The sequence below is a fragment of the Aerococcus sp. HMSC062A02 genome (genome assembly GCF_001809535.1).
In the GTDB taxonomy this organism is placed as follows: Bacteria; Bacillota; Bacilli; order Lactobacillales; family Aerococcaceae; genus Aerococcus.
On the sequence record NZ_KV797923.1, the window covers coordinates 1 to 13389 of the forward strand.

Here is a 13389-nt window from a genome sequence, read left to right on the forward strand (position 1 = left end):
CCATCCTGGTCAACTACATGATCCGCCGCTTCGGGAAAATTATTGAAGATTTAACGGTGTTCCCAGATAACATGTTGCGGAACATGCAGGCTACCCATGGTCTGATTTACAGCCAGCGTCTGCTCCTCAAGCTGGTGGACCAAGGCTTGTCTCGAGAAGCCGCCTATGACCTGGTCCAACCTCTAACGGCCCAGGCCTGGGACGAGCAACGCGATTTCCGTGACTTGGTCGAAGCTAATGAAGAAATCACGGACCTTCTCAGTCCGGAAGAGATCGACGATGCTTTTGACTACCACTACCACCTCCAACGGGTCGATGAGATCTTCGAGCGTTTGGGTATATAATGGAAGGAACTGGAATTTATCCATGCAAAGTAGCCTAGCAGCTGGACCTGTTAGGCTTTTTTAGTAGGAGCCTGTAAATAAAAAGATATAAATCAAATGGTATTAGTGAGCATCCGTTCCGCTTTTGCTCAAAATAGCTGATATAGAAAATATTCTTTATTTACTAGTCATCAACACTAATAACTAGAGAATCAATTAAAGTAGTAGACTATTAAAATTTACACCTATGAGATGTCAGGATCTTGTAGAAGCTGCATTGCAACTTGAGATTTCATCATTTAATTTAAGTCCAAAAAGACTGAATACGGCTAAGCGTGCCTTGTTACGGGATAGTTTATTTGCTAGGATAGACTTGAAGCTCAGATTTTCTTTGGGAGGGAGACTTAGCTCATGTACTTTATCTTCTTTTTTATCGTGTCACTGCTGACTTTTATGACCCATAATTTTCTCCAAGAGTCCTTACAAGTCACAAACAGCTGGGTAAATATCATACTCTTTGTTGGCCTCTACACGCTGATCTACATTATCTGTAAGTTTATTTTCAAAAAGTTCGGCAAAGATATCTAAAGCAAAAGCGCCAGCCCCCGGACCCTTTCAGGTCGCGAGGAACTGGCGCTTTGCTTATTGCTGGTATAGTTTTAAATAGTGGTAACTAGCCATGAACGAATAATTTCTATAACAATTATTGCTGACCAGGACTGGCGCGTTGAAGTGGGACTTTTTACAGGAGATTATGGACAGCTTCGTGGATCTTTTTGGCGATATAGGGGTTGTTCATGGTGTAGAGGTGGATGCCGTCGACGCCCTGGCTGATTAGGTCGACGATTTGGTTGACAGCGTAGGCGATGCCGGCGTCACGCATGGCGACGGGCTTGTCTTGGTAGCGGTCCATCATCTTGACAAACTTGTCAGGGAGCTTGACCCCGCAGAGGCTGGTCATCCGCTCGATCTGCCGCTTGTTAACCACCGGCATGATCCCGGCTTCAATGGGAACGTTGATATCAGCGAGTTCACAGCGTTCGCGGAAGGCGTAGAAGTCATTGTTGTCGAGGAAGAGCTGGGTGATCAGCTGGTCCACGCCAGCATCGACCTTGGTCTTGAGGTGCTTGATGTCTTGAACCTTGTCCTTGCAATCGACATGGCCTTCGGGATAGCAGGCAGCGACCACATTGAAGTCTCCCTTGTCCTTGATGAAGCGGACCATGTCGGAGGCATAGCTGAAGTCACCGGGCTCATAGTCATCGGCTGGCAGGTCTCCGCGCAGAGCTAGGATGTTTTCGACTTTAAGGGCCTTGAGTTCTTCTAACTTCTCCTCCAAATCGGCCTTGGTCATGCCAACGCAGGGGAGGTGGGCGATACTTTCAATGCCGTAGCCCTTGATGGTCTGGGCGATTTTGAAACTTTCGTCATTGTTGTCCCCGCCCCCAGCGCCGTAAGTGACGCTGATACAGTCGGGGGATAGGCTTTTGAGTTCTTCGAGTGTTTTATAGATACTTTGGGGTCCAGAGGTCTTTTTGGGTGGGAAGACCTCGTAGGAGAAGACGGTTTTTTCTTTAAAAAGTTCTTTCGTTTTCATGGCGGATTTCCTCTGTAGCTTGGACCAGGTGCTTGAGGGAGGCAGTGGTTTCTTCCCAACCGCGCGTCTTTAGACCGCAGTCAGGATTGATCCAGACTTTCTGGATGGCGACCTTGTCCAAGATCTTTCTAATGTTGCTTTTTATTTCATCGACGGAAGGGACACGAGGGGAGTGGATATCGTAAACGCCGGGGCCAACCTGGGTCTGGAAGTTCTGGGCTTTGAGGCTATCGAGAATTTCCAGGTCGGAACGTGAGGCTTCGAAGCTGATCACGTCGGCATCCATCTGGTCAATGGCAGGAATAATATCGGTAAACTCGCTATAGCACATATGGGTGTGGATCTGGGTGGTCGCTTGGACGCCGCTGTGGACCAGGCGGAAGGCTGGGATGGCCCAATCCAGGTATTGGCTGTACCAGTCGGACTGGCGGAGGGGGAGCTTCTCGCGTAAGGCCGCTTCATCGATCTGGATGATGCGGATGCCATTCGCTTCTAAATCGAGTACCTCATCGCGGATGGCCAGGGCGATCTGGTAGGTCGAGGTCTTAATGGAGATGTCTTCACGCGGGAAGGACCAGTTGAGAATGGTCACAGGTCCAGTCAACATGCCCTTGACCAGGTGCTCGGTCCGACTTTGGGCATAGGTCGACCAGGGCACGGTTATCGCTTGGGGGCGGGAGATGTCGCCCCAGATAATCGGTGGCTTCACACAGCGGGTCCCGTAAGACTGGACCCAGGCATACTGGGTGAAGAGATAGCCCTGGAGCCGTTCACCGAAGTATTCTACCATGTCATTACGTTCGAATTCCCCGTGGACCAGGACATCGAGGCCAATCTCCTCTTGGCGGCGAAGGCAGTCATCGATGGCTTGGCGGTTGAAGGCTTCATAGGCCTCCTGATTAATCAAGCCCTTCTTGAAGTCGGATCGGTTCTTCTTCACTTCCTTGGTTTGGGGGAAGGAGCCGATGGTAGTCGTTGGTAAGACTGGCAGGTTGAAAGCTTCCTTCTGCAGGGCTTCCCTTTCGGCAAAGGCTGGCTGGCGGTTGAAGAGCTCTTCCTTGATGGCTTGAACCCGTTTTTGGACTCTAGGATCGTTGGCATCTGGTCGGTGGGCAAAGAGGGCCTGGTTGGCTTGGTAGGCGGGCTCATTCTGACGGTCGCCTCCAGCTAGGTGCTTGAGTTCTTGGAGCTCCTGGAGTTTCTCTTCAGCGAAGGCGAAGTGGGCCTTGTAGTCGGCCTTTAATTGCTCTTCTGGGGCCAAGCGGTAAGGCACATGGAGGAGGGAGCAAGATGTATTTAATACTAAGGCGATGCCCTGAGCCTCTAAGCGCTCAACCACGGCCAGGGTCTTGGCATAGTGGTTGCGCCAGATGTTCTTGCCGTTGACCAGGCCGGCGAAGAGAAGCTTATCGCTTGGAAAACCATATTTTTCGACGAGTTCTAGGGTCTTCCGACCTTCTAGGAAGTCTAAGCCGATGCCGTCGAAGTCGAGGGCAATGAACTCTTGGTAGATGTTGCGGATGTCCCCGAAGTAAGTCTGGAGGAGGACCTTGACCGCTCCCTTCTTAGGGAGGATGCCTTGGTAGAGCTCTTGGAAGAGTTGGATATCTTCCACGCTAAGGTCGTAGACAAGGTCGGGTTCATCCAGCTGGACCCAGACCACGCCCTCAGCTGCTAAAGTTTGGAGGAGCTGGCTATAGGCTTGGCTGAGGGCCTCCTTGAAGTCTTGGGCGGTCTTCTGGCCCAGGTAGCGGAGCTTCTTGAGCAGGGTGAAGGGGCCGATGAGGGTCGGTTGGGTCTCCACTCCTAGGGCCTTGGCCTCCCGGTAGTGGTCAAGCACTCGGTTGTTGGCCAGCTTGACCACAGTATCGTCTTCGATCTCGGCGACCATGTAGTGGTAGTTGGTGTTGAACCACTTCTTCATGGCCAGGGCCTTAACGTCTCCCGCCTCTCCCTGGTAGCCCCGGGCCTGGGCGAAATAAGTATCCAGTTTAGACAGTTGGAGGTCCTTATAGCGCTTGGGCACGATGTTGAAGAGGACCGCCGTATCTAGGAAGTGGTCGTAGAAGGAGAAATCATTGGAAGGAATGAAGTCCAGGCCACTCGCCTTCTGCTTGAGCCAGTGGTCTTGGCGGAGCTGGCGGGCCGTCTCTTGGAGGTCGGCCTCAGTAATTTCATGGCGGAAGTATTTTTCAGTTTGGAATTTGAGTTCTCTGAGGGCCCCGATGCGCGGGTAACCGATAATTGATGTTTGCATAAGACTGGCTCCTTTTTTGCTTTTAATAATAAGGGAAGTACATTTTTGAATGGCTTAAGTATAGCAGAGGAGGGCTTAGGGGCGGTAATACGCACTTTGAATCAAGAAGAATAGCCAGTCGCTATGGATAGGACTGAGGTCGAGGAGATAGAATGGCCTTATTACTTCGTATATAGCCTATTTTTTGATAAAATATAAGTAAGTAGTCGTGAGCATTCGGCTCGCTTTGGCCCAGCATTCGCAATGAACAGACTTTAAAAGGAGCGCCTATGTTAGAAAAAATTAAAAAGATACCGGCAGGGACTTTTCTCGTCCCCATGTTTATCTCGATGGTCCTGTATACCTTGTGGCCCAATCTCTTTAAGGTCGGAGGGATTAGCCAGTCCCTCTTAGCTGGGGAAGGCCAGGGTTTTATTATTGGCTTGCTCTGCTTCTGTTCGGGAGTGGGGATTGACCTCAAACGCTTGGTCCGAGTTCTCAAGCGCCAGGGGATTCTCTTTCTCGTTAAGCTGGGGATCGCCTTCCTGGTTACCATTGCCTACTTACGCTTCTTTGGGGATGGTGGTATCTGGGGGATGCCAGCTATTGCGGTCGCGACCGCCCTCTTGAGTATTAATCCAGCCATCTACCTCTCCATCAGTGAGGAGTATGGCAATGAAGATGACCCTTACGCTTTCGGCCTAACCAGTCTCTTCTGTATCCCTCTCTTCCCGATGATTATCTTCGGCTTGGTCTACTCCAGCGGGGGCTTCGACTGGATGCCGGTGATTTCAACCCTTCTCCCGATGCTCCTAGGGATTATTTTGGGCAATCTTGATAAACAGTTTGCAGAACTCTTTGGACCGGGACTCAATGTCTTGATCCCTTGGCTGGGCTGGTCGATTGGGCAAGGAACCAATGTCTTGGAGGCCATCAAAGCTGGCCCAACCGGCATTCTCTTGACTCTGGTAGTCATCATCTTCATGTTGCCCCTCTTCTTGGTTGACTACAAGATCCTGGGTAATGACGGGACAGCTGGCCTGGCCATGCTCAATGTGGCCGGCCTGTCTACCTCCGTGCCTGTCGTCCTCGCAACCACCTACCCCCAACTCCTGGACTATCAGACCGCTGCTGTCTCTCAGATCCTCGCCTCCGTCGTCATCCTCAGCTTCCTCAGCCCTGTGCTGACCGAACGCTGGGTCAAACACCTCCAGAAAAAAGAAGCTGAATAAAAAAGAAAATCCGTCACACCATTTAAGAATGGCAGGTGACGGATTTTATATTAGGGGAAAAATTACCAAATATGAAAAAAAAACGACCACATATGATGAATTTAAGTATTTACTCATTTTTTCTGATAGACTAAGGTTAACGATCAGGGATGGTTGATTGAACCAGTTCACTAGGAGCAAGCTAACCACTTCTAATCAAATCCTAGTGAAAGGAGAAAAGCAGATGACAGTTAAAGAAAAAGATTGCTTAATCAGTGTAGGGCTTGCTGCTCTTTTCTTAATCTTTGCCCTTGCGATTATTTCCAACATCGATGCAATCGTGGTAGGTTTAGAAGCAGGTTTTAATTCGCTTTAGAGGCTATCCGCCCATAAAAAATCCGTCACTCTATTTGCGAATAGGAGTGACGGATTTTTATATGTTATATTTTTAACTTAAAATATACTTTTCGATATTAAATCGTTTAATTAATATAGCTACCACAATAAAGTCTATGACAAAGAGGAGAGCAATAATGAATAGAATGATCGAACGCTTTAATAAGATAGCGCCACTGGCTTGCGAGATGAGCATGGCCATAATAGGTACCACAATGATTAAAGCGATGGATTGGGCAGACTTTGTATTGCCCACATAAGGGGAAATAGCAAAGACTAAAGCGATGGATAGAATCGTTAATAAGGGAGCCAGGAAGAGGCTAGCGTATAGCCATACCGAGTCTAAAAAAATATAGTTTCCTATGGTGAAGTAACTTCCTGTTGTGAATATGATTTCATAAATTAGGGTAAATAACCAGGTAATCAGGATACTCGGTATTAAAGCAGATAAGATTTTACCGATGACTAAGCTACGGATAGAGATGGGGGTATAGAGTAAGCCCTCTAAGCTCTTGTTCTCCTTTTCTCCAATAAAGCCTTCACTCGAGAGAACATTGGCAATCATGACTGGAATTAGCAAGAAGAGGGGAAGAGTAAAGAAATTTAAGATCGCATAGATAGGATAATAGACAGTGGGAAGATTGCTAGGCATTAAGTCAGCCGGGATAACCTCTAAAAAAGCCGAGAGACCAGCTATACTTTTGATAATCGCATCATTTGTCCCAAGGGTTAAGATCATAATAGGGAACACAATCGAAAAAATACTAGGTAAGACAAATAGAATACTGACTATCGATTTGTTATTTTTTAACGATATAAATTCTTTATTAATGATTGTTCTTATATTATTCATAGTGACTAGCCTCACCTTCATTAATAACATCGAAGTAGAGATCCTTAATCGTATATTTACACTCACTTATAGAAAAGATATCAATCCCAGCTGTAACCAAATCTTTTGCTAGCAGAGGAATTTCGTGCTTATCCTTACTGGCGATATATAATTTATTTTCAGTATTTTTGTACAAATTAATCGAATGTTTGGCCTCACAAATTTTCTTTGCCTCATTTACGGGTGTGGCTTCTAGAACATATCTTTTTAACGGCCATCTTTGGTCGATGAGAAGATCAGGATCCCCTTGAAGTTTAATCGCTCCTTTCTGAATGATCGCAAAGTTATTGATAATATGCTCTAAGCCGTCCAATTGGTGGGTGCACATTAGAATGGAGAGCTTTTGATCTTCTGCTAATTTCTTAAGATAATGGATAAGATTTTCCTGCGTTTGTGGATCTAAGCCTGAAGTCGGTTCATCTAGTATTAATAATTCGGGCTGGTGGATAATTGACCGTGACAATAATACTTTTTGCTTCATTCCTTTGCTTAGACTGCTGACTTTAGCATCGATTTTATTTTCTATGTCAAAGAAATTTAATAAGTCATTAATTCGTTCATCAAGTTTGTCTCCATAAAGGCCATAAAGATGGCCCCAGATTTTCATATTTTCATAGACTGTCCAATTTTCATATAAATTGGCATCATTCTGCACACCAATCCTTCTCTTTAGGTCTTCAATATTTGCTTCATTGGTGTCTTCGCCAAATAAATGTACACTCCCCGAATCAAGCTTAAGTACGCCCATGATCAATCGAATCATTGTTGTTTTTCCAGCGCCGTTAGGACCCAGCAGTGCGAAAAATTCTCCTTGCCTTACTTTTAAATTGATATTCGACACAATTTGTTTTCCATTAATTGATTTTGAAATATTTTTAACTTCAATCATTTGCATCACTTTCTTTATCAAATACTTATTTACTTAATTATATTCAATTGCTTTATTTATAAATAAGCAGAAGATTCACCTGTTTGGTATGATTTAACTTTTAAGATAAGCACCTTCTATAGATGGCTGGTTAACACATAGCTTGGCTATTTCAAACATTAAAATCAAAAAATCCGTCACACCATTCACGAATGGCTAGTGACGGATTTTATTTGGCTTTTTGGTCAGATTGCTTTTCCCGCTCAGCCAGGGCCTGGTTGAGGGCGGCCTTGTACTTGCGGGAGAAGGCGAAGACTTGGCCGTTGCTCAGGGTCAGCCGGCGAGTGAGTGGGCTGACCTGGTCGATGTGGTCGAGGTTGACTAGGGCCGATTGGGAGAGGCGGAAGAAGCCGGGAAGCTGGTCGAAGTCCTTGAGGGCACCGTAGCTCTGCAGGGTACTGGACCGGGTGGTGAACTCTAGGATATGGGGCTTCTGGGTGGTTTGGATGCTGTAGAGGTCCTGGAGGTCGACCAGGTAGGTCTGCGAGCCCGCCTTAATTTGCAGGCTGGCTTGCTTTGTTTCCTGGCCCGGATAGAGGCGCTGGTAGAAGAGCTCGAAGCAGGTGATGATCTCTTGGCGCAAACTGTCGAAGTCGGCTTTATGGATATAGGCCAGGGGCTCCAGGTGCTGTTGGAGGGTCAGGGGAGCATAGGAGGAGTGGGCCGTGATGAAGGCAATCCGTCCATAGGGGTCCAAACGCTTGATCTCTTGAGCCAGGCTTAGCCCCTCTGCCTGGCCCTTAATTTCAATGTCGAAGAAGTAGAGGCCCGGCTGCTTAGGCTGGTCGGAGAAGGCCGCCGCAATTTCTTCGGGCTCGCTGCTGGCCTTGGCCAGGTAGAAGCTCTTGTTATGGAAGAGGATGTAGTCTTCGATGATGCCTGTGATAGCTTGGAGCTGGCCGGGATTATCCTCTAAGAGATAAACAGGGTGCATGGCTGGGCCTCCTTTCTAGAGATAGGTCAGGTAGAGCTGGGCCTGGAAGAGGCCCTCTTGGTAGGTCAAGTTGAGGAGGGCATTGGGGTAGGCGCTGAGGATCTCTTCCAGATTGGTCAGGCCTAGTCCCCGGTGGCCCGCCTTGGTAGAAAAACCGGCCTGCTTGGCTTCCCGGACCGCAACAGTAGGACTGGGATTGGTCACCTGGATCTCCAGCCCCTGGTCATCGGCCAGCATGAGGATATCGATGGTCTCACCAGCACTGGGATCGGCCGCTTGCCGGCCCTCGTTGGCATTATTGAGCAGGATAGCCAGGCAGCGCATGAGGTCGAAGCGGTTAATCGGCAGAGTATTCAGAGGGTAGAGGCATTCGAAGCGGTAGGGGATCCCCGCCTTCTCCCACTCCAAGAGCTTGGACATGAGGAGATAGCGCAGGTCCTGGTCTTCGATCTGCTGGAGGTCGGCCAGGTTGGACGGACTCTCCTGGGGCATCTCTTCCTTGACATAGGTCGACAACTTGTCCAGGTAGTCTGTCAAGTGGTCGAAGTCCTGGTCGCGGACCATCAATTGGGACAAGGACAAGAGGTCATTGAGGTCGTGGCGGATCTTCCGGATACTGTCCCGGTTATCTTCCAAGCGGTCCAGGTAGAGGGCTAAATCTTCCGTTCGTAGGGCCTGGGACTCAGCCGCCTGGTCCGCCATCTTCCGCCGGTAGTAGAGGAAGGCGAGGAGGAGGGCGAGTATGAGTTGGAAGGCCATAAAAGCCAGGAGCCCCATCAAGACCTTGGAATAAGATAGGTCGGGATTCTGGTAAAAGAAGTCAGAAAGAATGGTCAGTCCAATAAAACATAAGAGTGGAATCGTGAAGATCCGGTCGTTGAATATTTCTTTAAAGAGCCGGAATAAGTTGCCTTGCTTACGAATATAGCGACAAGTTGAAAACGTGATGCCGAATTCTAAGAGCCAAAATGTGATAAAGAGTCCCCAGCCTTCAATCTGGAGTATGTTCAAGGGTAGAGCAAAGCAAGCTAATCGAATCAAGGAATGAAAAATTTGATTGACCAGCAAAAAATTAAGGAGTAAGTAGTCACTCTCTGAATCTTTTTGCAGGAGAAAGAAAAGAAAAAGAATGACAAGAACCGTGGCCAATGATTGAAAATGGACGAGCTCTCTTAGCATCCCCTGAAAGAATAGATAGGTGGAGCTAACCATGACTGTCTTGAATAAAGGATGGTTAGCCTTCAAAGAAAAAATAGGCAGAGAGGTATACAAAATAGCTTGTATGCTGGCGTTGAGGAGCGATAGGTAATAAGGGATAGTTGTCACTCCCATCTAGTGGATTAAGGTACATTTATCATAAGTAAATCTTAAATAAAAGTCAATCATTGCTATAAATGAACCGGATATGATGAAAAAACGACCAGATATGATGACTTTAAAACGCTATCAAAACTTTCTGTTATACTAAGGATACAGAAAGCAGATAGAAGTTGATTTGGAGGAGGAGTTGAATGAATACAAAAGAAGACCCACACAGCAAGTTGAAAAAATATATCTTGCTCTTAATTATCTTGGCTATTATCTTTGTAGGCATAGATTTCTACCGTAACTTTGATTTAGTCGTTGAAGGTTACCAGACCACCCGTGTTGCACCTGAAACTAAGAACTAGTTGTCTATGATCGACATTCTTCTGGTGACTTATAGACTTAGAAATGGAGGCCCATTATGGATTTAAAACAATCATTCACTGAGAGCTTGGAGGCTCTGGTCCAAAGCTTAGAAGCCAACCACCCTGAGGCACGGACAACCCGCTATGTTCGGGAAAGTTTATCTGAAGTTAAAGAAGCAGAGGGCGTGGCCCTGACAGGTCAAATTCAACAATTTTTAGAGAAGGCACCGATTGTTAAGAGCTCGGAGAAGCTGGACTTTTCTGCAGAGGAGAAGGAACTTTGGCACAAGGTCCTAGACCACAAGCAATTGGGCAATAACTTGTGGGGGCTCTCATTATAAGAAATTGACCTCAAAACGAGTTATACCGAAGGAGCTGGTGCTTGAGATGCCTGAAGATCGTAAGAAGCAAGTAAGAATTATCTTGGATGCAGGGCTAGCAGCCTTAACGGTTCAGCTTGTACTGTCCTATCTTTCCAAGAGCGACCCCCTGCTGGTTTGGGAAGATTACAAGTCCATCTTGGATTTTATCTTGCTGGTAGCTATAAGCCTGGAAATTAGTCTCCGCTTTAAACGTTGGCGGGCTAATAGAAACTAGAAGGTGTATGATGACAAAAGGAAAAGTTAGTCCTTTAGCTAAGTTCATGATGATACTCATTGTCCTGGCCTTGGTCTGTATCGGTGTCGATCTCTACCGGAATGCTGATACTTACTGGGAAGCCTACCAGGCGGGTTATGACTCCTATGAGCAAAGTTCTCCCTTTGACTAAGGGATCGAGCTTACTTGGGACGGATTACTAATTTTTTTAGAAGACCACTCGTTATCCGAACAAGGAGGTGTTCTTATGAAAGCCGAAGAAAGAAAGTCACTGCTCATGAAACTATTGCTTGTTTTTGTTGCGATGAAGCTCTTGTCATTTGGCGTTGATGTCTACAATAATTTTGATGACTATCAAGCGGCCTACCAGGAAGGCTATCAGTCCTATGAGCAGGTCAATCCTTTTGAATAGTGTAATTTACTAAAACAATTAAATGGTGTTAGTGAGCATTCGTTCCGCTTTTGAATTTTGCCCTTAAAGAGCCATGGCACCGGTTCGGGCCAAGGTCCCTCACCTAGCGAGCTTCAAAGGGCTAGTACGGCTAGTGCCTACTATCCCTAATTCACATCGCTTGCTTATTCATGGCTAAGGGCAAACTTCAAGGCTTCACTACTGCTCAAAATTAAATAAGTAATTCTTTATTATTGAATTATCAATCATCAATAATAAATTTTTAGTGATTCCGAGAAGCTCCTCAGCGCGGGAGCTTTTTGTGATTTTATTTCCTCTCCCCTTGCATCCTCTAGCTTGAATTGTTAGTATAGGTTCCGCTATGATAGACTTGAGTCAAGTCTGCTCTTGCGAACCCGACTAAAGGGTGTGAGAGGGTGCGGGAGAAAGGGACTTCTGGAGTAAAAGACCAGAGAAGGCTGAAAGCCTTCGACGGACTTTTATGAAGAGGAGCACTTTCTGCATCCTCGAATCCGACTGCAGTAGGTAGAAAGAAGGGGTTTTGATGGCAATTTTTGATGATCACGCCAAGGATTATGATCGATGGTACGACAAGCCTATGGGGAAATTTGTGGATAAGGTGGAGACTGACCTGGCCTTTTCCCTCTTGACGGTCCAGCCGGGCATGCGAGTCCTGGATGCGGGCTGTGGGACTGGGAATTACAGCATCAAGTTGGCTAAGCACGGGGCTGAGGTGGTCGGTATTGATGTTTCTCGGGCCATGTTGGGCCAGGCGGAGGCCAATGTGCAAGCGGAGAACTTGGAGGTAGACTTCCAGCTGATGGACATGGAGGACCTGGCCTTTGAGGATAACTCTTTCGATGCTGTCCTCTCCATGACCGCCATTGAATTCGTGGAGGACCTGGATGCCCTCTACCGGGAATTCCGCCGGGTTGTGAAGCCGGGTGGCCAGATCTTACTGGGATCCATTACCAAGTCCGGCGCATGGGGGCAAGCCTATAGCGACAAGGGCGGGGACATCTACAGCCAGGCCCATTTCCGCGATTTGGCAGAGCTGAGAAGTTTAGATGAGGCGAATTTGGTGGATACGGCGGAGGGCCTCTTTGTCCTCCCTAATTCGGATCCCGCTAAGCTGTCTAGTGACTTGGAGATGAGCCTGTCGGAGAAGGGCCGGGCCGCAAGTTTTGCTTGTGTCCTCTTCGAGAAGGCGGACCGGGTCCAAGCCAAGCTGACCCTGGCCGCGGAAGAAGACCAGGACCTGAGCCAGCAGCGGGCCTACTTCTTGGACCGGATCGAATCGTCTGGCATCCCTTATGACTTGTCAGAGGCTGATGATTGTGTGACCCTGAGAGGGAATGCGGGGGAAGTCTTCCGGCTCTTAGAGGTCATCCACCAACAAGCGGCCCTCCATGGCGACTTCTACGACATGCGGATTGACTTGAAGAATCGTTTGGACTAGGAGGGACCAGGATGCAACTATTTGTCGATGAATCAGGGTCGATCAACCGCAAGAAGAACCCAGACGGTCGTTACTTTGTCATGGCCTTTGTGCAGACCGACCGTCCCGACCATGTCGCAGAGATTTTCCGCCGCAATAAGCAGTCCTACCTGGATAAGTCCCAGTCGAAAAAGACCGCCGATGAGGAGATCAAGGGGTCCAATATGCCGGATGGGATGAAGGCGCAGATCTTCAAGGCATTGCGTGATGAAACAGATGCAGTCTTCCATTATTTGGTGATCGATAACTTCCAGGTCTACCCCAATCTCCTGCGCAAGCCATCTCTGACCTTCAATTATTTCGTCGGCCTGGCCATCAAGGAAATTGCGGGCCACCGCCAAAATGAAAAGGAAAACCTGCAGATGATGATCGATAACCGCAACCAGGCCTTGCGGTCGCTGAATTCACTGGAGGAATACCTGCAGATTATCATGACCATCGAAAAACGCTGGCTCCACGATGTCCATGTCGAATACAAGGACTCCCAGGACGAGAACATGATCCAAGTGGCAGATATCTTCGCCAACACCGTCTTCCGGGTCTGCCGGAGCGAAGCCCATGGCAAGTCCAATCCCGACAACAAAAACCTCCTCAAACTCTGCCGCATCGGCAAAACACACTTCTTCCCGAGTGGTAAGAGTGAATTGAGTTTATTTGAATAACAGGGTGTGAGGGAGCGCGGGTAGAAGTGGACC

Annotated in this window: 15 protein-coding genes and 1 pseudogene; 10 read left to right on the forward strand and 6 right to left on the reverse strand. The window is 47.7% G+C overall.

The features are described 5' to 3' along the window. Positions 1-344 (forward strand): annotated as a pseudogene (locus HMPREF2626_RS04385) (adenylosuccinate lyase); the annotation flags it as partial. Positions 345-1065: 721 nt separating this feature from the next. On the opposite strand, the gene metF reads toward HMPREF2626_RS04385, so the two are convergent. Together metF and metE are read right to left on the reverse strand one after the other, a co-directional pair. Then, a complete protein-coding gene (gene metF, locus HMPREF2626_RS04390; protein ID WP_070617975.1) occupies positions 1066-1920 on the reverse strand; it encodes a methylenetetrahydrofolate reductase [NAD(P)H] in 855 nt (284 codons plus the stop codon). Further along, entirely contained in the window at positions 1898-4177 is a 2280-nt protein-coding gene (gene metE / locus HMPREF2626_RS04395; protein ID WP_070617978.1) for a 5-methyltetrahydropteroyltriglutamate--homocysteine S-methyltransferase, read from the reverse strand. Before metE ends, metF begins: the two co-directional genes overlap by 23 nt. A 269-nt stretch (positions 4178-4446) precedes the next feature. Between metE and HMPREF2626_RS04400 the strand changes: the two genes are divergently transcribed. Beyond that, complete coding sequence (locus HMPREF2626_RS04400; RefSeq protein ID WP_070617982.1) at positions 4447-5388, forward strand: 2-keto-3-deoxygluconate permease; 942 nt, start codon at positions 4447-4449, stop codon at positions 5386-5388. Between the two features lie 223 nt (positions 5389-5611). After that, a complete protein-coding gene (locus tag HMPREF2626_RS10335) occupies positions 5612-5743 on the forward strand; it encodes a hypothetical protein (protein WP_256374733.1) in 132 nt (43 codons plus the stop codon). A 72-nt stretch (positions 5744-5815) separates the two neighbouring features. Here HMPREF2626_RS10335 and HMPREF2626_RS04405 read toward each other — a convergent pair whose 3' ends face one another. The 4 genes from HMPREF2626_RS04405 to HMPREF2626_RS04420 all read right to left on the reverse strand — a co-directional run bounded on the left by HMPREF2626_RS04405 (position 5816) and on the right by HMPREF2626_RS04420 (position 9528). Beyond that, positions 5816-6616 carry an ABC transporter permease subunit gene (locus tag HMPREF2626_RS04405; protein WP_168162703.1) on the reverse strand — a complete coding sequence of 267 codons (801 nt, stop codon included), beginning with the start codon at positions 6614-6616 and terminating at the stop codon, positions 5816-5818. Further along, positions 6609-7544, reverse strand: a complete 936-nt coding sequence (locus tag HMPREF2626_RS04410; protein ID WP_168162704.1) for an ABC transporter ATP-binding protein — start codon at positions 7542-7544, stop codon at positions 6609-6611. Before HMPREF2626_RS04410 ends, HMPREF2626_RS04405 begins: the two co-directional genes overlap by 8 nt. A 208-nt stretch (positions 7545-7752) precedes the next feature. Next, complete coding sequence (locus tag HMPREF2626_RS04415; protein ID WP_070617988.1) at positions 7753-8517, reverse strand: LytR/AlgR family response regulator transcription factor; 765 nt, start codon at positions 8515-8517, stop codon at positions 7753-7755. Between the two features lie 15 nt (positions 8518-8532). Beyond that, positions 8533-9528, reverse strand: coding sequence for a GHKL domain-containing protein (locus HMPREF2626_RS04420; RefSeq protein ID WP_168162705.1), 996 nt, complete (start codon positions 9526-9528; stop codon positions 8533-8535). A gap of 500 nt (positions 9529-10028) precedes the next feature. On the opposite strand from HMPREF2626_RS04420, the gene HMPREF2626_RS10105 reads away from it, so the two are divergent. The 7 genes from HMPREF2626_RS10105 to HMPREF2626_RS04440 all read left to right on the forward strand — a co-directional run bounded on the left by HMPREF2626_RS10105 (position 10029) and on the right by HMPREF2626_RS04440 (position 13356). Beyond that, on the forward strand, positions 10029-10187 hold the full coding sequence (locus HMPREF2626_RS10105; RefSeq protein ID WP_168162706.1) for a hypothetical protein: 159 nt from the start codon (positions 10029-10031) through the stop codon (positions 10185-10187). A gap of 56 nt (positions 10188-10243) precedes the next feature. Next, positions 10244-10528 (forward strand): hypothetical protein, encoded by a 285-nt coding sequence (locus tag HMPREF2626_RS04425; protein ID WP_070617994.1) that lies wholly within the window; start codon positions 10244-10246, stop codon positions 10526-10528. Positions 10529-10574: 46 nt separating this feature from the next. Beyond that, positions 10575-10784 (forward strand): hypothetical protein, encoded by a 210-nt coding sequence (locus tag HMPREF2626_RS04430; protein ID WP_070617997.1) that lies wholly within the window; start codon positions 10575-10577, stop codon positions 10782-10784. A 10-nt stretch (positions 10785-10794) separates the two neighbouring features. After that, a complete protein-coding gene (locus HMPREF2626_RS10110; protein ID WP_168162707.1) occupies positions 10795-10956 on the forward strand; it encodes a hypothetical protein in 162 nt (53 codons plus the stop codon). A gap of 75 nt (positions 10957-11031) precedes the next feature. Continuing rightward, on the forward strand, positions 11032-11196 hold the full coding sequence (locus tag HMPREF2626_RS10115) for a hypothetical protein (protein ID WP_168162708.1): 165 nt from the start codon (positions 11032-11034) through the stop codon (positions 11194-11196). A 544-nt stretch (positions 11197-11740) separates the two neighbouring features. Continuing rightward, a complete protein-coding gene (locus HMPREF2626_RS04435; protein WP_070618000.1) occupies positions 11741-12655 on the forward strand; it encodes a class I SAM-dependent methyltransferase in 915 nt (304 codons plus the stop codon). Between the two features lie 11 nt (positions 12656-12666). Then, positions 12667-13356 carry a DUF3800 domain-containing protein gene (locus HMPREF2626_RS04440; RefSeq protein ID WP_070618003.1) on the forward strand — a complete coding sequence of 230 codons (690 nt, stop codon included), beginning with the start codon at positions 12667-12669 and terminating at the stop codon, positions 13354-13356. The last annotated feature ends 33 nt before the right edge of the window (positions 13357-13389 follow it).